The sequence below is a fragment of the Brevundimonas sp. genome, from assembly GCF_029946145.1.
GTDB lineage: Bacteria > Pseudomonadota > Alphaproteobacteria > Caulobacterales > Caulobacteraceae > Brevundimonas.
In genome coordinates this window covers 20806-44226 of record NZ_JAQSDY010000004.1, presented here as the reverse complement: position 1 = coordinate 44226, position 23421 = coordinate 20806, and the positions used below count along the sequence as shown (strand labels likewise).

19 protein-coding genes are annotated in these 23421 nt (G+C 70.7%); 10 read left to right on the top strand and 9 right to left on the bottom strand.

Going from position 1 to position 23421, the window contains the following annotated elements; genetic code table 11:
• The first annotated feature begins 5 nt into the window (after positions 1-5).
• Positions 6-509, top strand: coding sequence for a phasin family protein (locus PSV23_RS00880; RefSeq protein WP_300465624.1), 504 nt, complete (start codon positions 6-8; stop codon positions 507-509).
• Between the two features lie 136 nt (positions 510-645).
• Here PSV23_RS00880 and PSV23_RS00875 read toward each other — a convergent pair whose 3' ends face one another.
• The 4 genes from PSV23_RS00875 to PSV23_RS00860 all read right to left on the bottom strand — a co-directional run bounded on the left by PSV23_RS00875 (position 646) and on the right by PSV23_RS00860 (position 7477).
• The gene (locus PSV23_RS00875) at positions 646-2091 is read right to left on the bottom strand and encodes an AMP nucleosidase (protein WP_300465623.1); all 1446 of its coding nucleotides are present in this window, start codon (positions 2089-2091) and stop codon (positions 646-648) included.
• 139 nt (positions 2092-2230) lie between these two features.
• Complete coding sequence (locus PSV23_RS00870; protein ID WP_300465622.1) at positions 2231-3088, bottom strand: alpha/beta hydrolase; 858 nt, start codon at positions 3086-3088, stop codon at positions 2231-2233.
• Positions 3089-3176: 88 nt separating this feature from the next.
• Entirely contained in the window at positions 3177-5219 is a 2043-nt protein-coding gene (locus PSV23_RS00865; protein ID WP_300465621.1) for an AsmA family protein, read from the bottom strand.
• Positions 5220-5353: 134 nt separating this feature from the next.
• Complete coding sequence (locus tag PSV23_RS00860; protein ID WP_300465620.1) at positions 5354-7477, bottom strand: S9 family peptidase; 2124 nt, start codon at positions 7475-7477, stop codon at positions 5354-5356.
• Positions 7478-7591: 114 nt separating this feature from the next.
• On the opposite strand from PSV23_RS00860, the gene PSV23_RS00855 reads away from it, so the two are divergent.
• From PSV23_RS00855 to PSV23_RS00815, 9 genes are all read left to right on the top strand, one after another.
• Positions 7592-8455, top strand: a complete 864-nt coding sequence (locus PSV23_RS00855) for a GNAT family N-acetyltransferase (protein WP_300465619.1) — start codon at positions 7592-7594, stop codon at positions 8453-8455.
• Complete coding sequence (tsaE, locus tag PSV23_RS00850; RefSeq protein ID WP_300465618.1) at positions 8448-8924, top strand: tRNA (adenosine(37)-N6)-threonylcarbamoyltransferase complex ATPase subunit type 1 TsaE; 477 nt, start codon at positions 8448-8450, stop codon at positions 8922-8924. Before PSV23_RS00855 ends, tsaE begins: the two co-directional genes overlap by 8 nt.
• A complete protein-coding gene (amgK, locus tag PSV23_RS00845) occupies positions 8917-10005 on the top strand; it encodes an N-acetylmuramate/N-acetylglucosamine kinase AmgK (protein ID WP_300465617.1) in 1089 nt (362 codons plus the stop codon). The genes tsaE and amgK overlap by 8 nt, the downstream gene beginning before the upstream one ends.
• Complete coding sequence (gene murU, locus PSV23_RS00840) at positions 10002-10718, top strand: N-acetylmuramate alpha-1-phosphate uridylyltransferase MurU (RefSeq protein ID WP_300465616.1); 717 nt, start codon at positions 10002-10004, stop codon at positions 10716-10718. Before amgK ends, murU begins: the two co-directional genes overlap by 4 nt.
• The gene (gene addB / locus PSV23_RS00835) at positions 10715-13816 is read left to right on the top strand and encodes a double-strand break repair protein AddB (RefSeq protein ID WP_300465615.1); all 3102 of its coding nucleotides are present in this window, start codon (positions 10715-10717) and stop codon (positions 13814-13816) included. Before murU ends, addB begins: the two co-directional genes overlap by 4 nt.
• Positions 13813-17310 carry a double-strand break repair helicase AddA gene (gene addA / locus PSV23_RS00830; protein ID WP_300465614.1) on the top strand — a complete coding sequence of 1166 codons (3498 nt, stop codon included), beginning with the start codon at positions 13813-13815 and terminating at the stop codon, positions 17308-17310. Before addB ends, addA begins: the two co-directional genes overlap by 4 nt.
• Positions 17311-17445: 135 nt before the next feature.
• Positions 17446-17784, top strand: coding sequence for a thioredoxin (gene trxA / locus PSV23_RS00825; protein ID WP_300465613.1), 339 nt, complete (start codon positions 17446-17448; stop codon positions 17782-17784).
• 94 nt (positions 17785-17878) lie between these two features.
• Positions 17879-18184 carry a hypothetical protein gene (locus PSV23_RS00820; RefSeq protein ID WP_300465612.1) on the top strand — a complete coding sequence of 102 codons (306 nt, stop codon included), beginning with the start codon at positions 17879-17881 and terminating at the stop codon, positions 18182-18184.
• A 209-nt stretch (positions 18185-18393) separates the two neighbouring features.
• Positions 18394-18708 carry a hypothetical protein gene (locus PSV23_RS00815; RefSeq protein ID WP_300465611.1) on the top strand — a complete coding sequence of 105 codons (315 nt, stop codon included), beginning with the start codon at positions 18394-18396 and terminating at the stop codon, positions 18706-18708.
• Between the two features lie 7 nt (positions 18709-18715).
• On the opposite strand, the gene PSV23_RS00810 is transcribed toward PSV23_RS00815, so the two are convergent.
• The 5 genes from PSV23_RS00810 to trpB are packed head-to-tail and all read right to left on the bottom strand — an operon-like array spanning position 18716 to position 23363.
• A complete protein-coding gene (locus tag PSV23_RS00810; protein ID WP_300465610.1) occupies positions 18716-19990 on the bottom strand; it encodes a folylpolyglutamate synthase/dihydrofolate synthase family protein in 1275 nt (424 codons plus the stop codon).
• A gap of 5 nt (positions 19991-19995) precedes the next feature.
• Positions 19996-20889: an acetyl-CoA carboxylase, carboxyltransferase subunit beta gene (accD, locus tag PSV23_RS00805; protein WP_300465609.1), complete on the bottom strand. Its 894-nt coding sequence runs from the start codon at positions 20887-20889 to the stop codon at positions 19996-19998.
• Positions 20890-20898: 9 nt separating this feature from the next.
• The gene (gene trpA, locus PSV23_RS00800) at positions 20899-21729 is read right to left on the bottom strand and encodes a tryptophan synthase subunit alpha (RefSeq protein ID WP_300465608.1); all 831 of its coding nucleotides are present in this window, start codon (positions 21727-21729) and stop codon (positions 20899-20901) included.
• Entirely contained in the window at positions 21726-22175 is a 450-nt protein-coding gene (locus tag PSV23_RS00795; protein ID WP_300465607.1) for a hypothetical protein, read from the bottom strand. Before PSV23_RS00795 ends, trpA begins: the two co-directional genes overlap by 4 nt.
• Positions 22176-22178: 3 nt before the next feature.
• Entirely contained in the window at positions 22179-23363 is a 1185-nt protein-coding gene (trpB, locus tag PSV23_RS00790) for a tryptophan synthase subunit beta (RefSeq protein ID WP_370460969.1), read from the bottom strand.
• Positions 23364-23421 lie beyond the last annotated feature (58 nt).

Below are 23421 nucleotides of genomic sequence, written 5' to 3'. Positions count from 1 at the left end.
TGGACATGACCCAGATAGACAAGGCCCTGAAGACCGGCCGCCGCCTGACCCGCGACGGCGCGCGCGCGGCCAGCACCGCCCTGTCCGGCGGCGAAATGCTGCAGGCGGCGGGTGACGTGATCAACGCCCGCATGGGGATCATGGCCGCCGGCATGGCCGATCCGCGCAAGATCGACCTGAAGGAAATGTCGCTGATGAGCACCGAAAAGGTCGAGGCCCTGTCCGCCTCGGCCTCGGCCCTGGCGAAGACGTTCGGCGATATCGGCGGCCGGGTCGGCTCCAGCGCCCTGACCGAAGCCGGGCACGCCTCGAAAGCCGCCACGTCCATCGCATCCGCATCGACGCCGGCGGCGGCGATGCAGGCGCAATACAGCTATGCCGTGGGCTGGTGGAGCCGAGCGGCGGCCCAGATGCTGACCTTGAACAGCGCGCTGCTGAGGGGCCAGGCCGACGCCTTGCGGCCGATCCACAGCACCGCTGTCGCCAATGCGAAGCGGCTGAAGAAATAGAAGCCGCGTTCTCCCTCCCCTTCATGGGGAGGGAGGTCGCGCAGCGACCGGGTGGGGAATTGTCCAGACGCACCCCACCCTGTCGTCGCTTCGCGCCGACATCCCTCCCCATGAAGGGGAGGGAGAACGCGAACTCTTACCTGAACGGCGGCTCGTCGAAGGCGCGCAGCTTGCGCGAATGCAGGCGGGCGCCCTCGGCGCGCAGCAGGTCGATGGCGTGGATGCCGATCTGCAGATGCTCCGAGATCGAGCCCTCGTAGAAACGGTTGGCCTGTCCCGGCAGCTTGATCTCGCCGTGCAGAGGCTTGTCCGACACGCACAGAAGCGTCCCGTAGGGCACGCGGAAGCGGTAGCCCTGGGCGGCGATGGTCGCCGATTCCATGTCGATGGCCACCGCCCGGCTCTGGTTGAAGCGCAGCGCCGACTTGGAATAGCGCAGCTCCCAGTTCCGGTCGTCGGTGGTGACCACCGTGCCGGTGCGCAGGCGCCGCTTGACCTCCTCGCCCGGCGCGCCGGAGACGACCTTGGCCGCGTCGTAGAGGGCGCGCTGGACCTCGGCGATCGAGGGGATCGGAATGTCGGGCGGCAGCACCGCGTCCAGCACATGGTCGTCGCGCAGATAGGCGTGGGCCAGCACATAGTCGCCGATGCTCTGGCTGGGCCGCAGGCCGCCGCAGTGGCCGATCATTATCCAGGCGTGGGGGCGGGTGACGGCCAGGTGGTCGCAGATCGTCTTGGCGTTGGACGGCCCGACGCCGATGTTGACCAGGGTGATGCCCGCATGGCCCGGCGCGGTCAGGTGATAGGCGGGCATCTGGTGCTTCTTCCAGGCCGCGTCCATGACCGCCGTCTCGGGACTGGGCGTGTCGCGCGTGATCTCGATCCCGCCGGCGCAGACCAGTTTCTCATAGGCGCTGTTCGGATCTTGCAGCTGGGCGCAGGCCCAGCGCACGAACTCGTCGACATAGCGGTTGTAGTTGGTGAACAGGATGTAGCTCTGCACATCCTCCACCGGCGTGCCGGTGTAGTGGCGCAGCCGGGCCAGCGAGAAGTCGGTCCGCAGGCCGTCGAACTGGGCCAGGGGGAAATCCTTGGTCAGGTCGAACATCCCGTCCGAGATTTCGTCGCCGATGTGGGCCAGGTCCGTGGTCGGGAAATAGCGCGCGACCGAGGCCGTCTGGCTGCGGTCCAGGGCGACGTCCGAGCCGTCCATCACATAGGGGAAGGGTATCTCCTGCTCCGACGGGCGCACGTCGAAAGTCGCGCCATAGTCGGCTTCCAGCAGGGTCAGCTGCTCCAGCAGATAGGGACGGTACAGGTCCGGCCGGGTGATGGTGGTCGCATAGACGCCGGGCCGCGAAAGGCGGGCGTAGGCGCGCTGCTCCAGATTGGCCGGCCGTTCGCCGTACCAGCTGACGCGCAGCTCCGGATAGGAGAACAGGCCTTTGGCCCGCGCCTCTGGATCGGCGCGTTCACCGGTCCGGAGGAAGGCTCCGACCGCGGTGCGCAGGTTGGAGACGGATTGGCTGTAGAGGTCTTCGAGACGGTCCAGCGCCGCCTGTGGGTTCATCGTTTCTGTCATGGCCTCCTCTAGCGGAAGATCATGACCTTGGCGAGACGGCCACGCTTCGCCTGGCCTGCTTCTTTGTGGCGCCATGCTCGCGACGCGGTCGCACGCGGCTTGAGCGCAGGGGCGGCGCTCGCGACGCGAGGTTCAGCGCCTACCCCAGCTCGCGGCGCAGGAAGGCCGTCATGTCGTCCAGCACCGGGGCCTTGCGCCGGAACAGGGGCGAGAAGGTCGCGATCAGGTCGGCGTGATTCAGTCCGGGATACAGCTTCGCCTCGCAGCGGCCGCCGACGGCCGTCATCCGGTCGCACAGGATGGTGGTGTCCTCGGCGTGGACGACCACATCCTCCGTCCCGTGGCCCAGCCACAGCGGCGGGGCGTCGGCGCGGGCGAAGGTCACCGGCTGGGTCAGGGTCGGATCGGGAACCCGCCCGAAGGCGTTGACCGAGGCCGGCACGTCGAAAGGCAGGAAGTCGTAGGGACCGGCCAGACCCGCCGCCGCCTTGATCAGGTCGGGCGCTCCGACGCCCGTCATGTAGCGGCGGTCCAGGGCGATCATCATCGCCAGATGGGCCCCGGCGGAATGGCCGGTGACGCCCAGACGCGCCGGGTCCGCCCCATACCGGTCCGCGACCTGGCCCGCCATGGCCGTGGCCGCCGCCGCGTCCTCGATGAAGGCGGGGAAATGGACCCGCGGGACCAGCCGGTAGTCGGGCGTCGCCACCACAAAGCCGCGCGCCGCCAGCGCCTGCGCCGCCCAGGCGTACAGCCGACCCTCGCCGCTGTCCCAGCCGCCGCCATAGAAGAAGACCAGCATCGGCCATGGCCGGTCGCCCGCCTCGACCGGGGCGTGGATGTCCATCTTCTGCCGGGGATCATCGCCGTAGGGAACATCGCGCGCCACGCGCCGCACGCCCCGGTCGCGCGGGCCCAGGTTATTCAGCAGGCCCAGCGGCGAACAGGCGGAGGCGATCAGGCCGAGGGCGGGGGCGAACAGGCCTCTGCGGGTCATGCATTCCCTGGGTTCAGACGGAGACGATCCCAGATACGCACGGAAGTCCGTTCCGGCTCAACCGCCCGCCTGATTATCGCGCCCCGCCTTATCGCGCGCTCGAGATCAGGGCGCCGCAGTTGGCGTCCTTGGCCAGACCCGGATCGACGAACGGGAGCAGCGCCACCAGGGGGTTGATCAGGGCGCCCAGCACGGTCCCCAGACCCACCTGACCCACGACCGCGGCCTTGTCGATGCCGATCCGCGGCGCCGTCAGCGGCCCGGTGATGTTGATCGGCGACCACAGTCGGATCAATCGGGGCGACTTGGTTTCGCCGTCGATGCGCAGGTTCATCGTCTCGGCGCCGAGGTTGATCGTGCCGCTGCCCCTGGCCAGCACCGGCGTGGTGTCGATGACGAAGGTCCGCGCCGTCGCCGTCCCCCCGCTGACGGTGAAGTCGGCGACGGCGCAGCGGATTTCGGACGTTCCGGTATCGCCGGACAGCAACCTGCCCAGACCGGCGGTGACATTGATGCCCAGCAGTTCGGCGAAGGCGGCGCGCATCTGGCCCTGCGGCACGACCAGGCTCAGCGTCCCCTTCGAATTGGCGGCGAAATCATGGATCGAGGCGCCCGGCCCCTCCAGCTTCACCCGCCCGATCGCGCGGCCCGTCACCGTGGGCGCGCCGTTCCGGGCGGGAATGATGGATTCAAGCGGGTAGCCGCGCAGGCGGAAGTCGGCGGTCGAATACGGGACCTTGCTGTTGGCGTTGATCCGCGCCGTGCCGTCCAGCTCGCCCCGATTGAAGTCGAAGGCCACGGGGTCGAGGTTCAGGACGCCGTCCTTCAGCCGGGCCCCCAGATTGACCCGGCGCACGTCCAGTTCGTTGCGTTTCACCTGGGCCGCGCGATAGGTCAGCGTCCCGTCCATGACGCGCAGGCGCTCGACGTTCAGCGGCGCGTCCGGCAGCAGCTTGCCCGGTGCGCCCGACGTCACCACGGTGTCGCCGGATGCGGTGACCCGGGGCGTGCCGCCCAGCACGGAGGCCAGGTCATCGATGTCCAGCAGGCGCGAATACAGATCGGCCTCGACCCGGCGGCGGTCGCCGACCCGGTCAACTTTCAGATCGCCCGACAGGTCCGAGGAGCCGACCCGCCCGCTGAAGTCGTTGAAGGTGAAGACGTTGTCGCTGCGGGTCAGCGTGCCGTTGAGGCGATAGGGCGGGGTGTTGGGCGTGGTGATCCCGGTCAGCAGATAGAGGTCGGCCAGGTCGCGCCCGCGCAGACCCAGGGTGGCGTTGAAGTGGCCGAGATCGAACGGCCGGGTGATCGAGCCGTCGGCCGTCAGGGTCGTGCCGACGCCGGACAGCTCGGCCTTGAAGCCATAAGGCCGGTCGCGCCTGATGTTGATGAAGGGTCCGCCCCGCACCTCCAGCGTCAGGGGCGTGCCGTTGATCGTGCCCCGGCCTTCCAGATGGAAGCCGGCGGTCTGATCCGAGCCCTCACGTGCGTTGACGGTGGCGTTCAGGCGGATGTTGCGACCCTGCTCGTCCAGGAACACCTGTCCGTCGCGGATGACCAGCCGGTTGATGGGCGGCAGCTTCATCGGCCCGGCGTCAGGCTTGTCCGGATCCAGCACCCAGCTCTGGCGGCCGTCGGCGGTCGAGATCAGCACCACCTGCGGGCGGGCGATCTCCACCAGCGGCATCTCCACCCGCCCCGACAGCAGCGGCATGAGCCGCACGGAGGCCACGGCGTCGTCGACCGTCAGGGTATCCTTCTCGCTGGCCCAGTCGGGGCCGCCGACGCGCAGGTCGCGAATGCGGGCCGAGGGCGTCCAGCTGAACAGCTTCACGTCCAGATCGCCCTGCAGTTCGATCTCGCGGTCGTAGCGGGCCGAAGCCCATCCGCCGATCGGGCCCCTGAACCAGTTCCAGTCGAACAGCAGCAGAAAGACGGCGACCGCGGCGATCAGCGCCAGGGTGACGCCGGCGGCGATCTGTTCGGGGCGGCCGGGCCGGCGAAGACTGGTGTAGACCGGGTCGTTCGCCCTGACCCAGTCATGACGTTCGCGCGCCCAGGCCCCCGCCGGAACCAGCGCCCGGTCGCGCACGGCCAGCCAGTTCGGATGGTCTTTCAAGGGGTTGGGCAAGAACGGAACTCCATCGAACCCTCCACAACGCGCGAGGCGTTCGAAAGGCTCAGACGAAGGTTGCGTTTGCTGGCGGGGCGGCAAAAAGGGCGCGCCCGATGCGGGCGCGCCCTTCCATCATCCCGGTCGGTCGTTCAGGGCGCGGGCTTCAGATACTTGTCCAGCCAGCCGAACACCTCATTGTGCCATTGCAGGCTGTTGGCCGGCTTCAGGACCCAGTGGTTCTCGTTGGGGAAGACGATCAGGCGGCTGTCGACGCCCCGGCGCTGCAGGGCGGTGAAGGTGGACAGACCCTGCGAGGTCGGAATGCGGAAGTCCAGATCGCCCTGCACCACCAGCATCGGCGTCTTCCACTGGTCGACGTGATGGACGGGGTTGAAGGCCTCGTAGCCGCGTGGATTGTCGTAGTGGGTGCCGCCGTATTCCCACTCGGTGAACCACAGCTCCTCGGTGCCATAGGCCATGCCGCGCACGTCGAAGACGCCGTCGTGGTTGACCAGGCATTTGAACTCGTCCGACCAGCGACCGGCGATCCAGTTGATCATATAGCCGCCGTACGAGGCGCCCAGGGCGCAGGCGTTGTCGCCGTCCAGGAAGCCGTAACGCTCCTGCGCGGCGGCCCAGCCCTTCTGCAGGTCCTCCAGCGGACGGTCGCCCCAGTGCTGGCTGATCGAATCCGTGAAGGCCTGGCCGTAACCGGTCGAGCCGTGGAAATCGATCATCACCACCGCATAGCCGGCGCCGGCGTAGGTCTCGGGGTTCCAGCGGGACGACCAGCTGTTGCCGAACGATCCCTGCGGTCCGCCGTGGATCAGGAAGGCGACCGGATATTTCCGGCCCTCGACATAGTTGGCCGGCTTGATGACATAGCCGTGGACGGTTTCGCCGTTCCAGCCGGCGAAGCTGAACTGTTCCGGCTCGCCGAAGACCTGGCCGTCCAGTTGCGGGTTCACATTGGTGATCCGGCGCGGCATTTCGCGGCCCCGGAAGGTTTTCACGAACAGCTCGCTCGGGCGCGTCAGCGAGTCCTGGGCGAAGACGAAGCCCGACGGCGTCCGGGCGAAGGCCGAAACATGTCCCGGTCCCGTGATCGACGTCACCGCGCCGTTGCGCGTGTCGATGGCGAAGATGCGGGTCTGGCCCACGTCGCCGGCCGTGACATAGACGGTGTTCCCGTCGGCCGACCATTGCAGGCTGTCCGCCGAGCGGTCCCAGTCCGCCGCGATCTGGCGCGTCCGGCCCGTCGCGACGTCCCGCAGGATGATGGCGTATTTGTCGGCCTCGAAGCCCGGGCGGGCCATGGCGCGATACGCCATCGTGCGGCCGTCCGGCGAGAACACCGGGCCGGTGTCCCAGGCGTCATTGTCATCGGTCAGGTTCTCGAACGTGCCGTCGCCCGACAGGCCGTTGGTGCGCCACAGGTCGAAATTGGTGCTCCACGGCTCGCTCTGGCCGGCGAGACGGGCCGAGAAGACGATCGACTGGCCATCCGGCGCGAAGGTGAATTCGCTCTCGTCGCCGAAAGGCTTGGAGGGGGTGTCGCCGTCGAAGCCCCTGGTCACATGGACCGGCTCGCCGGTCGCGCGACCGTTTGCGCCGATCGACTGGACGAAGAGATGGTTCTGGGTCCCGTCGTTCCACGTATCCCAGTGGCGGACGAACATGCGGTCATAGACCTGACCGGTCGAGGGATCGTCGGCCACGGCTTTCGTGCGGTCGACGGTGCAGGCGATGTCGCCGCATTCCGGGAATACGGCCAGCGACACCGCCACCTTGTCCGCGCCGGGGCTCAGCCGGTAGGCGTTGACGTCCAGGGCCAGGTCCGTGACCTGCACCGGGTTGGTCCCGTCGGCGTCGGCGCGCCAGACCTGGCTCGCGCCCGAGCGGCCCGACAGGAAATACAACTTGCCGTCCGAGCCCCAGCGCGCGGTGTTGGCCCCGCCCTCGCTGATCGCCAGCCTGCGGCCCTCGCCGCCATCGCGGAGGTCCATGATGTAGAGCGCGCCCGCCCGCCGGTTGGCGGCCACGTCGGTGGTCGTCACCGCATAGACGACCCAGCGGCCGTCCGGCGACACCTGCGGATCGGCCAGGCGGTTCGCTGAAATCATGTCGCGATAGTCGAAGGCGTCCGGTGACTGGACGGTCGCGGCGGCGGCGGCGGGCGCCTCGGCCAGGGCGGGCGCCTCGGCCAGGGCGGGGACGGCGGCGAACAGGGCCAGGGCGGCGCTGGCGCCGGCGAGCAGGGAACGGTGACGCATGGACGGTTTCCTCGGGTGACGTGTCGTCAATCTCGGGCGTTGGCGTAGCACCGCGCGCCGGGAGGCGCCAAGCCGCTTGCCGTGCGCTCCGCGAGCGGCGACAACCGGCGTCGAATGACCGAGACCGTCGCCCTCACGCCGACCCGCCGGGAACCGCACGTCTGTGACGTGCTGATCGCCGAGCGCGCGCCGCGTCTGACGCGCTCCATCGCATGGCCGCTGGCCCGGCCCTTCCTTTACAGGCTGCTCAACTACCGCGCCGCCGTGCGCATGGCCGACGCCGTCAGGCCGCTCTCGGGCGGCGAGGCCCTGGACTATATGAGCGACCTGCTGGACCTGAAGGTCGCGGTCATGAACCCGGAGCGGATTCCGGCCGCGGGCCGCTGCATCGTCGTCGCCAACCATCCGACCGGCATCGCCGACGGCATCGCCGTGTTCGACGCCATCCGCGCCCGCCGACCCGACGCCGTCTTCTTCGCCAACGCCGACGCCCTGCGCGTCTCGCCCCGACTGGGCGAGGCCGTCATCCCCGTCGAATGGGTGGTCGAAAAGCGCACCCGCGAAAAGACCCGCGCCACCCTCCATGCCGCGAAACAGGCCTTCGAGACCGAGCGCTGCGTGGTGATGTTCCCCGCCGGCCGTCTGGCGCGCGTGGCCCGCGACGGCTCGGTCACCGATCCTGACTGGGCCCCGACGGCCGCCTCGCTGGCGCGCAAATACGGCGCCGTGATCGTGCCGATCCATGTCGCCGGCCCGACCTCGCGCCTGTTCCATTTCTTCGATCGCATCTCGCCCGAGCTGCGGGACATCACCCTGTTCCACGAGCTGCTGAACAAGCGCCGCAAGCCCTTCCAGCTGAAGGTCGGCAAGCCGGTCCCGCCGACCCGTCTCGACATCGACGCCGTCAAGGCGACCTACGGGCTCAAGGCCTTCACCGAACGGGTCCTGCCCAGCCAGCCGGACGCCGATTTTGCCTGAACCGGACACCATCCGCCTGACCCTGGCCGACGCCGGCGCCACCGCCCGCCTCGGCGCCGCCATCGCGCCGCGCCTCGCGCCGGGCGAGACGGTGCTGCTGTACGGTCCCCTGGGCATGGGCAAGTCGACGCTCGCGCGCGGCCTGATCCGGACCCTGACCCGACCCGACGAGGACGTGCCTTCGCCCACCTTCACCCTCGTCCAATTCTACGAAAGCGATCCCCCGGTGGCCCATTTCGACCTCTACCGCCTGACCCGGCCGGAAGAGGCGTCCGAGATCGGGCTCGACGAGGCGCTGGACGACGGCTGCGCCATCATCGAATGGCCCGAACGGCTGGGCGACCACCCGGCCCGCTGGCTGGGCCCCGACATCCTGACCGTGACCCTCGCCGAACAGGGGGAGGGACGGGTTGCGACCGTTTCCGGCGCAGGGGCATGGGAGACGAAACTGAAGGACCTTCATGTCTGACCGCGAGCAGCAGCGTCTCGACTTTCTGAAGGCCGCCGGCCTCGCCGATGCGGCGCGCACACCCCTGCCCGGCGACGCCTCGACGCGCCGCTACGAGCGGCTGACCACGCCGTCGGGCGTCCATCTGATGCTGATGGATCAACTGGCCGCAGCCGAAAGCCCGCCCGCCGATCCGTCGTGGTCGCCCGATCGGCGCAAGGCCGAAGGCTGGAACGCCGTCGCCCGCCTGTCCGCCGGCCGCATCGAGGCCTTCGCCGCCGTCGCCGGCCATCTGAGATCGCTCGGCCTGTCCGCCCCCGACATCGTCGCCGTCGACGCCGCCGCTGGCCTGGCCGTACTGGAGGATTTCGGCGACGACCTGTTCGCCCGCGTTATCGAGGACGGCGCCCCGGAAGAGCCGCTGTACCTCGCCGCCGTGGAGGCCCTGGCCACCCTGCACGATGCACCCACTCCTTCTATCCTGACCGGAGCCGCCGGCGACTGGCCCCTGCTGGTCTACGACGAGACCGCGCTGCAGGGCGGGGCCGATCTGTTCGTGGAATGGATGCCGAGGCTGGACCCGGCCCTGTCGTTCGACGAGGCCGCCATCGACGAATGGCGCGCGGCCTGGGCCCCGGTCACGGCCCGCGGCGCGGCCGGGGCCACGGTCATGGCCCATCGCGACTATCACGCCGAAAACCTGATCCGCCTGCCGGGCCGCAGCGGCGCCGCCGGGGTCGGGCTGATCGACTTCCAGGACGCCGTGCGCGCCCATCCGTCCTGGGACCTGCACTCCCTGCTGCAGGACGCGCGCCGCGACGTGCCGGCGGCGCTGGAGGCGCGGGCGCTCGACCACTATTTCACCTTGCGCCCAACGACGGATCGGGAGGCCTTCCTGCGCGACTACGCCGGTCTCGCGGCCCTGAACGAGGCGCGCATCCTCGGCGTCTTCGCCCGGCTGATCGTGCGCGACGGCAAGCCGCGCTATCGCGCCTTCATGCCGCGCATGTGGGCCCATCTGAACGCCAATCTGAAGGCGCCCGGGCTCGAACCCGTCGCCCGCTGGTTCGCCGCCCATGTCCCGGAGGCGAGACGCAGATGAGCACGCCAAAGACCGCCATGGTTCTGGCCGCCGGCCTCGGCACCCGCATGCGCCCCCTGACCGACGACCGGCCCAAGGCCCTGGTCGAGGTCGGCGGCCGCGCCCTGATCGATCACGTGCTGGACCGGCTGGCCGACGCCGGGGTCGAGCGGGCGGTGGTCAATGTCCATTGGTTCGCCGACCGCCTCGAAAGCCATCTGGCCACGCGCGGGCGAGGACCGGACATCGTCATCTCCGATGAGCGGGCCGAACTGCTCGAAACCGGCGGCGGACTGAAGAAGGCCGCCGGCCTGCTGGGGCCCGACCCTGTTTTCGTCGCCAATATCGACAGCGTCTGGACGGACCCGCGGGGCGATGCACTGAATCAACTCGCCCGGCTGTGGAATCCGTCAATCATGGACGCCGCGCTTCTTCTCGCGAGACGCGAAGGCTCGATCGGGTTCGAGGGCGATGGCGATGTCTTCCTCGCCGATGACGGCAGACTGACCTTCCGGGGCGACGCGCCCTCCGCGCCTTTCGCCTATATGGGCGTCCACATCTGCCGGCCCGACTATGTCGCCGCCGGCCCCGAGGGCCCCTTCTCGCTGAGCGGCTTCTGGCGTCGGTCCGCCGCCGCCGGCCGCCTGTACGGCCGCGTTCTCGACGGCGACTGGATGCATGTCGGCGATCCGCAGGCCCGCGACGAGGCCGAGGCGAAACTGGCGAGGGAATGAACGGCCGCTTCGATCCTTTCCTGCCCGCCGGTCCCCGTTGGTACGCCATCGAGGCGCGACGGCCCTTCCTCGAGGATCTGGCCGCCGGGGTGCTGGACTGGCTGGGCGACCATCCGCCCGAGGCCCTGTCCGACGCCGTCATCCTGCTGCCCAACCGCCGCGCCGCCCGCGCCTTCACCGCCGCCCTGTCGAAACAGGCTCGCGGCCGCCCCCTGCTGCTGCCCCAGGTCCGCCCCCTCGGCGATCTGGAAGAGGACGAGCCGCCCTTCGCTCCGGGCGAGCTGGGCCTCGACCTGCCGCCGGCCATCGCGGCCCTGACCCGGCGCTTTGAGATGGCGCGGATGATCGTCGAGGATTTCCGGCCCGGCCTGTCGCCCCTGCGCGCGCTGGAGATGGCCGACGCCCTCGGCGGCTTCCTCGATTCCTGCCAGCTGGAGGAGATCGAGGACCTGCACAGGGTCGCCACCCTCGTCGAGGGCGACCTTGCCGAACACTGGCGCGAGTCCGCCGAATTCCTCGCCCTCGCCGTCGAAGCCTGGCCGAAACGGCTGGAAGCCATGGGGCTGGTCGACCCCGCCTGGCGCCGCGCCCGGCTGTTGCGCCTGCTGGCCACAGCCTGGACGGAGCGGCCGCCTAGCCAGACCGTCATCGCCGCCGGCTCGACCGGCACCGCCCCCGCCGCCGCCGATGTGCTGGCCGCCGTCGCCGCCGCCCCGCGCGGTTGCGTCGTCCTGCCCGGCCTCGACCGCGAGCTGGACCCCGCGGTCTGGGCGACGCTCGGCGACAACGAACAGCATCCGCAGAACGCCCTCTGGCGGCTGCTGGACGGCCGCGCGGAACGCGACGATGTCCGCCCGTGGTTCAGGCCCGCCGAGACCCCCGTCGCCAGGGCGCGCGGCCGCGCCCGCCAGCGGCTGATCAATGAAGCGCTGCGCCCGGCCGACGCCACCGACGACTGGCGCACCGTCATCGCCGGCCTGCGCTCCGACGCCTTCAGGGACCAGTCCGCCGATCCCATCGCCCAGGGCCTGGAAGGCCTGTCGGTCATCACCGTCCGGGCCGAGGAGGACGCCGCGGCCGCCCTCGCCCTAATGATGCGCGAGACGCTGGAAACGCCAAATCCTGATGGTACGGGCAAGACCTGCGCCCTCGTTACGCCCGACCTCGCCCTCGGCCGGCGCGTCGCCGCCCGGCTGGAGCGCTGGGGCGTGGCCGCCGACGTCTCCTCCGGCCAGCCGCTGTCACGCATGGACGCCGGCAGGCTGATCGATCTCGCGGTCCGCTTCGTCGCGAGGCCGCTGGATCCCCACGCTCTTCTGGGTCTGCTGAAACACCCCCTGACCCGCCTCGACCTCGGCGAGACCGACGCCGCCCTCGCCCTTGGCGCGCTCGAGCTTCACGCCCTGCGCGGCCCCCGCCATCGCGACTGGAGCCGCCTGCGCCGCACCCTGCTCAAGGCCGGCGAGCCGCGCGACGACGGCAAGGCCCCATCCGAAGGAACCCGCGCCCGCCTGACCGCAGCCACGGCCCTGGTCGACCGGCTGGAGCGTCTGTCCGGCGCCGCCCTCGCCCCGTTCACGCCCGAGGCGCCGCTGGACGCCGCCGCCCGCACCCTGACCGAACTGATCGAGGCGCTCGCCGGTCAGGACGCCTGGGCCGGTCCCGACGGCGAGGCCGCCGCCGCCCTGCTGGCCGGCCTGATCGAGGGCGGAGCCTCGCTGGGCTCCGTGACGCGCGCCGAGTTCACCGACCTGATCCGCGACCTGCTGGCCAGGGAGACGGTGCGAACCGGCGGCGCGAACCAGCCGCGCCTGCGCATTCTCGGCGCCATCGAGGCGCGGCTGGTTCGCGCCGACCGCATGATTCTGGCCGGACTGGAGGAGGGCGTCTGGCCCAACGCCGCCCCGACCGATCCCTTCCTGTCACGGCCCATGCGTCAGACCCTCGGACTGCCGCCGCCCGAGCGCCGTCTCGGCCAGACCGCCCAGGACTTCGTCCAGGCCGCCTGCGCCGACGAGGCCATACTGGTTCATTCCGAGCGGCGCGGCGGTCAGCCCGCGGTCAAGTCGCGCTGGCTGTGGCGGCTGGAGATGCTGACGCGAGGGGCCGACGCTCCCGCCACCCCCGTCGTGCTTGAACGCCCCTCCGACCCCGTCGAAGCCGCTCGCGCTCTGGATGTCCCGCAATCGGGACCACCGCGCTACGAGCGCCGGCCCGCCCCGACCCCGCCCGTCGCCCGTCGTCCGCGCACACTCCCGGTCACCGGCGTCGAACGCTGGGTCCGCGATCCCTACGCCGTCTACGCCCGGCGCATCCTCGGCCTGCAGAAGCTCGACCGGCCCGGCGCCTCGGCCGAGGCCATGGCGCGCGGCAACGCCGTCCACCGGGCCATCGAGCGCGTCGTCGTCAGCTGGCCCGACGCCCTGCCCGAGGACTGCGCCGACCAGATCGAGAGCCTCCTCCGCGAGGAGCTGGACGCCGCCGGTTTCGAGGACCACGCCATGGCCCGCGAGACCCCGCTGGCCCGCAACTGCGCCGTCTGGCTGGCCGAATGGGAACGCGAGCGCCGGGCCCGCGGCGCGACCTTGCTGATTGAACAGACCGGCCGGTTGACCTTCGGCGCCCCCTTCGGCCCCTTCACCCTGACGGCCAAGGCGGACCGCATCGAGCTGGACGCCGACGGCGCGGCCGTCATCGATTTCAAGACCGGCTCGACCCCGAGCGCGAAACAGGTGGCGCAGGGCTTCGCCCCCCAGCTGACCCTGACCGCCGCCATCCTCGCCGAGGGGGGCTTCCCCGGCGCTCCGCCGACGCCCGCCTCGGAGCTGCTGTACATCAAGGTCACCGGCCGCAAGACGCCGGGCGAGGCCGTGGACGTCGGCAAGGTCACCCGCAGCCAGCCCCTCACCGCCGCGGAGTTGGCCGAACGCGAACTGGCCCGGCTGGTCGACGGCGTCGCCGCCTTCGACGACGAGTCCCGGCCCTATGTGTCCTGGGCCGCGCCCCAGTTCATGGGTAATTTCGGCGGCAACTACGACCATCTGGCCCGGGTCTGGGAATGGCATGTCGTCGGCGGCGAGGACGAGGCCCCCGAATGACCCCTTCCCCCCTCGACCAGGCCCGCGCCAACCAGACCGCCGCCGCCGACCCGGGCCGGTCGGTCTTCGTCACCGCCAACGCCGGCTCGGGCAAGACCACCACCCTGGTCGACCGCGTGGCCCGGCTGCTCCTGCGCAAGGCCCCGCCCGGCGAGATCCTCTGCGTCACCTACACCAAGGCCGCCGCCGCCGAGATGCAGGCGCGACTGTTCGAAAAGCTGGGCCGCTGGGCCGTGATGGACGACGCCGAACTGTCGGGCGATCTGGTCCGGCTGGATGGCCGCGACCCCGCCGGACTGAAACCCGCCGACCTGAAGGAGGCCCGCCGCCTGTTCGCCCGCGCGCTGGAGACGCCCGGCGGGCTGAAGATCCAGACCATCCACGCCTTCTGCGAAAAACTGCTGCGCCGTTTCCCGATCGAGGCCGGCGTCTCGCCCGCCTTCAAGGTGCTGGAGAATGAGGCGGCCATCGCCCTGTCGCACGAGGCGCGCGAGGATCTGGCCCGCGAGGCGCTGAAGGATCCCGACGGCCGTCTCGGCGCCGCCTACGCCCATTTCGCGGTCGAGCTGGACTGGAAGGCCTTCCACGCCCTGCTGGCCATGATCGAGGCCGAGCGCGGCAAGCTGGTCGCCTATATCGACCGCTGGACCTCCGGCGCCGCCCCCGGCCCGCACATCCTCGCCGGTGTTTCGGAAGACGAGACTCCCGCCGCGATCGAAAGCGACTTCCTGAACTGGCTCGATCCCGCCGCCTGGCGCGCCGCCGCTGACGGTTTCGCCACCGGCTCGGCCAACGACCGGAAGATCGCCGCCCAGATGCGCGAGGCGGTCCCGCCCCACTCCAGCCTCGCCGCCATGAAGCCCCTCTTCATCGACTCGAAGGGCGAGGCGCGGACCAAATTCGGCACGAAGAGCGCCCCGCCGGCGGCCGCGGCCTGGCTCGACTCCGTCTCGCTCAAATACTGCGCCGTCCTCGACCGCATGCGGGCCGCGAAAGTCGCCGACGACACGATCAAGGCCCTGACTCTCGCCAACGCCCACGCCGCCTTTTACGAAACCGCCAAGACCCGGCAGGGCGCGCTCGACTTCTCCGATCTCGTCGTCCGCACCGTCGATCTGCTGACCCGGCGGGCCTCCGCCGCCTGGGTGCTGTTCAAGCTGGACGGCGGCATTGAACACGTCCTCGTCGACGAGGCCCAGGACACCGCCCCCGACCAGTGGGCCATCTTCAAGGCCCTGACCGAGGAGTTCTTCTCGGGCGAGGGCGCGCCGCGCCGGGGCGAGACCGTCCCCCGCATCCCGCGCACCGTCTTCGCGGTGGGCGACGAGAAACAGTCGATCTACTCCTTCCAGGGCGCCCGCCCCGAACGCCTGCGGCAGGAGGCCCAGGCCTATGAGGCGCTGGCCCGCGGCGCGGGACGCCCGTTCGAGGAGGTGCCGCTCGACACCTCCTTCCGCTCCACCGAGGAAGTGCTGGCCTTCGTCGATGCGTCCTTCGAGGGGCCCGAGCGGACCCGCGCCCTTGTCGGCGTGGCGGGCGACATCCCGACCCACCATCCCGCTCGCGTCGGCCAGCACGGCGCCGTCGACCTGTGGCCCCTGTTCCGCGATCCCGTCACGCCCGACCGCGAGGCCTGGAACGCCCCCGTCGACAAGGAAGACGCCCGCAGCGGCCGCAAACAGCTGGCCCAGGCCCTCGCGCGCGACATCCGCAAACAGGTCGAGGCCGGGAGCGCCGTCCATGACCGCCACGCGCCGGAGGGAATGCGTCCGGCCCGGTGGGGCGACTTCCTCGTGCTGGTCCGACGCCGCGACGCCCTGTTCGAGGAGATCATCCGCGCCCTCAAGGCCGAGGCCGTGCCCGTGGCCGGCGCCGACCGGCTGAAGCTCAGCAGCCATATCGTCTTCGACGACCTGATCGCCGTGGCCCGTTTCGCCCTCTATCCCGACGACGATCTCAGCCTCGCCGAGGTCCTGCGCAGCCCCTTCTGCGACGTGACCGATTTCGGCGATCCGCACAGCCTCTATCCCCTGGCCGACAAGGAGGGCCGCGCGGGCCGGTCGCTGTGGCGCGAACTGCAGCTGCGGGCCGGGGACCAGCCGCAGTGGGGCCGCGCCCGCGACTTCGTCCAGGCCGCCCTGGACGCCCGCGACCGCGATCCGTTCGCCTTCTTCTCCAGCCTGCTGAACCGGGTCGACGAGACCGGCGTCTCGGGCCGCGCCCGCATCCTCGCCCGGCTGGGCCGTGAGGCCGAGGAGGCGATCGACGAGACCCTGGCCCAGGTCCTGGCCGCCGAGGACCGGGGCGGCGTCGATCTGGAGACCTGCGTCTCCCTGCTGGAAGCCGCCGACGTCGAGGTCAAGCGCGAGATGGAGGGGGCCCGCAACGAGGTCCGCGTCATGACCGTGCACGGGGCCAAGGGGCTGGAGGCGCCCATCGTCATCCTCCCCGACACCACCTCGCGCGCCAAACCGCAGGGCCCGACCCTGATGCCCTCGGCGAACGAGGAGGGCGAGGAGGGCGAGGGCTGGCTGATGTGCCCCGGTTCGGCGAAGGACGACTGCCCCGCCTCGAAGGCCGCGCGTGACGCCCGCGTCGCCCGCACCGACGCCGAGACCCTGCGCCTGCTCTATGTCGCCCTGACCCGCGCCCGCGACCGGCTGGTCGTCATGGGCCGGGCCGTCCGCCGTCCCGAGGAAGGGTTCGAGGCCGGCAGCTGGTGGAGCGTCATCGCCGAAACCTTCCAGCGACTGGGCGACGACGATCCGCTGAACGTCCGTGACATCGGCGACGGCGTGCTGCGCTTCGGCGTGGATCCCGGGACCCTCGCCGCGGGGATCGCGCCCCGTCCCGCGTCGGCGGCGATTCCCCCCTGGGCGCGCACCCCGCCCGCCCCGGACAGCGCGGCCCGGTTCGCCTCGCCGTCCAGGATGGAAGAAACGGTGCGCATTCCCGCCCCCTCGCCGCTGGCGACCACGGCCGGACCCGGCGCCCCCCTTGGCCGTTTCCGCCGCGGCGACCTGATCCACCGGCTGCTGGAACGCCTGCCGGACATCGCCCCGCCGGAGAGAGCCGGCGCCGCTCACCGCATCCTGTCCCGTGAGCGGGACCTTGACGACGCGGCCCGCGGCGAAATGACCACCGCGGCCTTCGCCGTCCTCGACGACGCCCGGTTCGCCCCCGTGTTCGGGCCCGGCTCCCGTCCGGAGGTCGCCCTGACGGGCTCGATCGGCGATTTCCCGATCTCGGGACGCATGGACCGGCTGGTGGTGACGCCGGACCGCGTGCTGGTGGTGGACTACAAGACCAACCGCCCGGCCCCGAACCGGATCGAGGACGCCGACCCGGCCTATGTGCTGCAGATGGCCGTCTACGCCTCGGTGCTGGCCCGGCTCTATCCCGACCGGACGGTCGAGGCGGCGCTGGTCTGGACCGACGGGCCGCGTCTGATGCCCGTGCCCGCCGCCCTGTTGCAGGCCGCCCTGGACGGATGACGGCCTCGTCCGAAGATCCGCGTTGATTTGCACGCCGGGACATCCCACATCGTGGGTAACCGGGCCGGAATCACATGAATCCGGGCGGCCGGGCATCCGCGTCCGCCCACGGCGGCGCCAGACAGGAATATCCGCATGGCCACCATCAAGGTCACCGACGACAGCTTCGACGCCGACGTTCTGAAGGCGTCAAAGCCCGTGCTGGTCGACTTCTGGGCCGAATGGTGCGGCCCGTGCAAACAGATCGGTCCGGCGCTGGAACAGATCGCCGACGACCTGGCGGGCCAGCTGGTCATCGCCAAGATCAATATCGATGACAGCCCCATGGTCCCCTCGAAATTGGGCGTGAAGGGGATTCCGACCCTGATGCTGTTCAAGGACGGTCAGATGGCCTCGATGAAGGTCGGCGCCATGCCCAAGGGCAAGATTCTCGAATGGCTGGCCGAATCCGGCATCGGAACGACCGCCGCCTGATCCCGCCGGGGTTGAACAGCCCCGGATTTGCTCCTGCCGACGATCGGTGTTCTCCTGCCCTCTTCAGACTGAAGGACCGCTGGAGTTTCGCGCCATGCTGACCGCCGCTCTCATCGCCGCCGCCCTGCTCGCTGGCGGACAGGTGACCGTCATCGCCTCGACGCCCGCCCCGGCCGAGGCCCGTCCGGCCGGAGCGCCGGCCGGCCCCGAGGGCGACACCCGCCGCGTCTGCCGCCTGGAGCGGGCCACGGGCTCGAACATGCAGCAGCGCGTCTGCCGCGACATTCGCCGCGCCGGGTTCCAGGATCAGCAGACCCGCGAATTCATGCGCAATCTGCAGCGCGTCCGCTTCCCGGATGAGGGCGTGGCGGCGACGCCCGGGGGCCCGAACGGCAGCTGACCCTGCCTGGGTCCGGCCACTGGCCGGCGGCGGTTTGATGATCTGCCCCACGGCATCATCGGATCGTGTCCAAACCTCCCGAATTCTGCGCGAACACGGCGCGTGGCCCTGCGTAGATCGCGGCAGGTGTTCAAATTCGCCCGGTGGCTCGCCCGATCCGGACTGATCGGCGCCATCCCAAGCCGAACGGACCGTTGGAGCCGAAGCCCATGCTGACCGCCGCGCTGATCACCGCCACCCTGTTCTTCGACGGCGGCCAGGTGGCCGTCATCGCCTCGACGCCGCCCCCTGCGGAGGCTCGCCCCGCCGACGCGCCGGAAGGACCGGAAGGCGACACCCGCCGTGTCTGCCGGCTGGAGCGCGCCACGGGATCGAACATGCAGCAGCGCGTGTGCCGCGACGTTCCCCGAGCCGGGGCCGCCCAGGACCAGCAAGCCCGGGAGTTCATGAGCGCGATGCAACGCGTCAAAATCCCGGACACCTTCACGATCCCCACGCCCGGCATCGGGGGCGTACCCCGCTGACCGCGTTCTAATCCGGCCAGGTTTCCCGCGCCGCGCCCAGCACCTCGCCGGCGAGGTACAGCGAGCCGCAGATCGCCACCCGCCCCGCGCCCAGCCGCAGGGCTCGTTCCAGCGCCTCGTCGACTGACGCGCAGGCCGTCGCGCCCAGACCGTGACCGCGCGCGACGGCGGCCAGCGCTTCCGGCTCGGCCGCGGCGCCCTCGAACGGCACGGTGAAAATGGCCGCCCCGGACATCTTCAGCGCCTCGAAGAAGCCCCCGGCGTCCTTGTTGGCCAGCATGCCGACGATCAGGGCCAATGGGCGCGGCGCCTTGGCCTGACGCTCGGCCAGGGCCTCCGCCAGCGCGCGGGCCGCGTGTGGATTGTGCCCGCCGTCCAGCCACAGCTCGGCGTCGGCCGCGCGCGCCGCCTCGCCATGGGGGCCGGCCGTCAGCCGCTGCAGACGCGCGGGCCAGCGCACGGTGCGCAGGCCTTCGGCGATCGCTGTCTCGGGCAGGTCCAGCTCCAGCGCCACGGCGATCGCCAGGCCGGCGTTGGCGATCTGGTGCGGCCCGACCAGGGCCGGCGCCGGCAGGTCGAGGAACCGCTCCTGATCCTGAAAGGCCATGCCGCCGCGCTCGGCCCAGGCGTCGAAATCCACGCCCATGACGGTCAGGGGCGCGTGAACAGCCCGCGCCGCCGCCTCGATGACCGCCATCGCCTCCTCCGACTGCCGCGCGATCAAGCCGCGCGCGCCCGGCTTCAGTATGCCCGCCTTCTCGGCCGCCACCCCGCGCAGGGAGGTCCCCAGGAATTCCGCATGGTCCAGATCCACCGGAGCGATAACGCTCAGCAAGGGCCGCTCGATCACATTGGTGGCGTCCAGCACGCCGCCCAGACCGACCTCGACGATGGCCAGATCGGCGCGCGTCTCGCTCATGGCGACGAAGGCGGCCGCGGTCGTGCTTTCGAACACCGTCGCCTCGACATCCAGCGCCTCGATCCGGTCGAGGATGTCATTCAGCGCCGCGTCCCCGATCAGCCTGCCGTTCAGCCGGATGCGTTCGTTGAACCGGACCAGATGCGGCGAGGTATAGGCATGGACGCGCAGGCCCGCCGCCTCGGCGATGGCGCGGATGAAGGCGACGGTCGAGCCCTTGCCGTTGGTGCCCGCCACATGGACCACGGGCGGCAGTTTGTGCTGCGGATCGCCCAGGGCGGCGCACAGCACCTTCATCCGGTCCAGCGACAGGTCGATGCGCTGGGGATGGCGCGCCCTCAGGCGTTCGGAGATCGGGTCCACGGCGCTCAGGCCGCCCGGCGCCGTCCGCCCATCAGCATCGACAGGATCTGGCCCAGCACCTTGGGCAGGTCCTCACGGGCGACCACGCGGTCGACCATGCCCTTTTCCTGCAGATATTCGGCGCGCTGGAAGCCCGGCGGCAGCTTCTCGCGGATCGTCGCCTCGATCACGCGCGGGCCGGCGAAGCCGATCAGCGCCCCGGGCTCGGCCAGGTGCACGTCGCCCAGCATGGCGTAGCTGGCGGTGACCCCGCCCGTCGTCGGATCGGTCAGCACCACGACGAACGGCAGCTGCGCCGCCTTCAGCTCCTGGATGGCCAGGGTGGTGCGCGCCATCTGCATCAGGCTGAGCGCGCCCTCCTGCATCCGGGCCCCGCCGGCGGCGGTGTAACAGACCAGGGGCACGCCCCGCCCGACAGCCGCCCGGGCCGCGGCGATGAAGGCCTCGCCCGCCGCCATGCCCAGCGATCCGCCCATGAAGCTGAAGTCCTGGACGATCACCACCGCGGGCGTGCCGTCCAGCTCGCCGAAGCCGATGGCCATGGTGTCCTTGCGGCCCGCGGCCTTGCGGGCGGCGGCCAGACGCTCCTTGTACGGCTTGCCGTCCGAGAATTTCAGCGGGTCCTCGGGCACGTCGGGCGTGTCGATGGCCTCAAAGGCCCCGTCGTCGAAGGTGTAGCGCAGCCGTTGCTCGGCGTTGATGCGCATATGGCGGCCCGACGGCGTCACCCAGAGCGAGTTCTCCAGATCCGGCCGATACAGCATCTCGCCCGTGTCGGGGTCCTTGACCCAGAGATTGTCTGGCGTGTCGCGCCGGCTGACGATCTTGCGCACGCCGGGGGCGAAGCGGCTCAGCCAGCCGCCGCGCTTCTCTTGTGGAGGTTTGTTCTTGTCGACCATGGCGGCGCTTTAGACGCTTTCTCGGATGCGCGCACCCCGGACCGCGTCGGCGAGGGATCGCACCTTCGCCAGAACCCGCCCCGCGGCGGGTTCGTTCGCCTCAAGGGCCGCCGCCACCTCGTCCACCAGCACCGAGCCGGCGACCACCGCATCGGCCACGCGGGCGATCTCGGCGGCCCGTTCCGGCGTCTTCACCCCGAAACCGACCGCCACCGGCAGGCCCGAGGCCTTGCGCACACGCTCCACCGCCGGGGCGACTGACACGGCCTGCGCCTCCTTGACCCCGGTCACGCCCGCGACCGAGACATAATAGACGAAGCCCGAGGTCCGCTCGGCGATGATCTTCAGGCGTGCGTCGTCCGACGTCGGCGTGGCCAGCCGGATCAGCGACACCTGGGCGGCGTCCAGCGCGTCCGAGAGCGGCCCGGCCTCTTCCGGCGGGCAGTCCACGACGATCAGCCCGTCCACGCCGCTGGCCGCCGCGTCGCGGGCGAAGGCGTCATAGCCGTATGTCTCGATCGGATTGAGATAGCCCATCAGGATCACCGGCGTGTCGGCGTCGCCGGCGCGGAAGTCCGCGGCCAGCGCCAGCGTCCCCTTCAGCGTCAGCCCGGCCTTCAACCCGCGCAGGGCCGCGCGCTGGATCGGCGGTCCCTCGGCCATCGGGTCCGAGAACGGGAATCCCAGCTCGATGATGTCCGCTCCCGCGCCCGGCAGGCCGCGCAGGATCTCCAGCGCCTGCTCGCGCGTCGGATCGCCGGCCATCACATAGGCCACGAACCCGGCCCGGCCCTCGGCCTTCAGCGCGGCGAAGCGGGCGTCGATACGCGCCGTGGTCATTGCGCCGGCGGGACCGTCGCCGCCGGGGCCGTCGGCTGGGCGGCGCAGACGTCCCCCTGGATCGGGCCGAAGCCCAGATAGCCCAGCGACGCCGGGCTGGCCGGGCCGGAGGTGTCGTAGAAGGCCTGCATCTGCAGACCGTCGCAGCCGCCGGTGTCGCGCCGACGCACGAAGACCACGCGGTTCTCGTCGCCGCCGGCCGGAAGCCAGCCCTTGGTCTGCAGGTCGGCGACATAGGCCTCGGCGAGCGCGCTGATCCCCGCCAGCGGGGCGCTGACGCAGAAGGCGCGGCCGGCCAGGCCGTACAGATTGCCGCAATCGGGGGCCAGGGTCGCGCCCGGCAGCACCATGGCGTCCGGCGAGACGACCGCCGGGGCCGCCGGTTCCTGCGCCCGGGCGGGGGAGGCCAACAGGGCCGCCGCGGCGGCCAGCATCACGATCTTCATAGTCTACAACTCCACACCCAGATGTTTCGCCACGGCGAAAATGTCCTTGTCGCCCCGTCCGCACATATTCAGCACGACATCGCCGCCCTTGCCCACTTCCTTCGCGATCTCGCCCACCCGGGCGAGGGCGTGGCTGGGCTCCAGCGCGGGGATGATCCCCTCCAGCTTCGAGCACAGCTGGAAGGCCTCCAGCGCCTCGGCATCCGTGGCGGCGCGGTATTCGGCGCGGCCGATGTCCTTCAGCCAGGCGTGTTCGGGACCGATGCCGGGATAGTCCAGCCCGGCCGAGATCGAATGGCCTTCCAGGATCTGACCGTCGTCGTCCTGCAGCAGATAGGTGCGGTTGCCGTGCAGCACCCCCGGCCGTCCGCCCTGCAGGCTCGCCGCATGGTCGGGGCCGTCCAGCCCGCGCCCGGCCGCCTCTACCCCGATCAGCCGCACGCCGGCGTCCTCGATGAACGGATAAAACAGGCCGATGGCGTTGGATCCGCCGCCGATCGCCGCCACGCAGGCGTCGGGCAGCTTGCCCCGCCGCGCCAGCATCGCCGCCCGCGTCTCCTTGCCGATCACCGACTGGAAGTCGCGCACCATGGCCGGATAGGGATGCGGCCCGGCGGCGGTGCCGATCAGATAATAGGTGTCCTCGACATTGGTGACCCAGTCCCGCATCGCCTCGTTCATGGCGTCCTTGAGGGTCGCCCGCCCCGCCGTCACCGGCACGACCTCGGCCCCCAGCAGCTTCATGCGGAAGACGTTGGGCGACTGCCGCTCGACGTCGGTGGCCCCCATATAGACGACGCATTTCAGGCCGAAGCGGGCGCACACCGTCGCCGTGGCCACCCCGTGCTGGCCGGCCCCGGTCTCGGCGATGATCCGGGTCTTGCCCATCCGCATGGCCAGCAGGATCTGACCCATGCAGTTGTTGATCTTGTGCGCGCCCGTATGGTTCAGCTCGTCGCGCTTGAACCAGATATCGGCGGCCCCGTAATACTCCGTCAGCCGTTCGGCCAGATACAGGGGGCTGGGCCGGCCGACATAGTCGGTCAGGAAACCGTCCAGCTCGGCCTGGAAGCTCGGATCCGCCTTGGCCGCCGCATAGGCCGCGTCCAGCTCGTGGATCAGCGGCATCAGCGTCTCGGCCACGAACCGTCCGCCATAGGGGCCGAACCGGCCCTCGGCGTCAGGCATGGCGTACTGGTTCGGAATGATGGCGTTCACGGAGAAAGCTTTCACGCAGGGGAGCGGC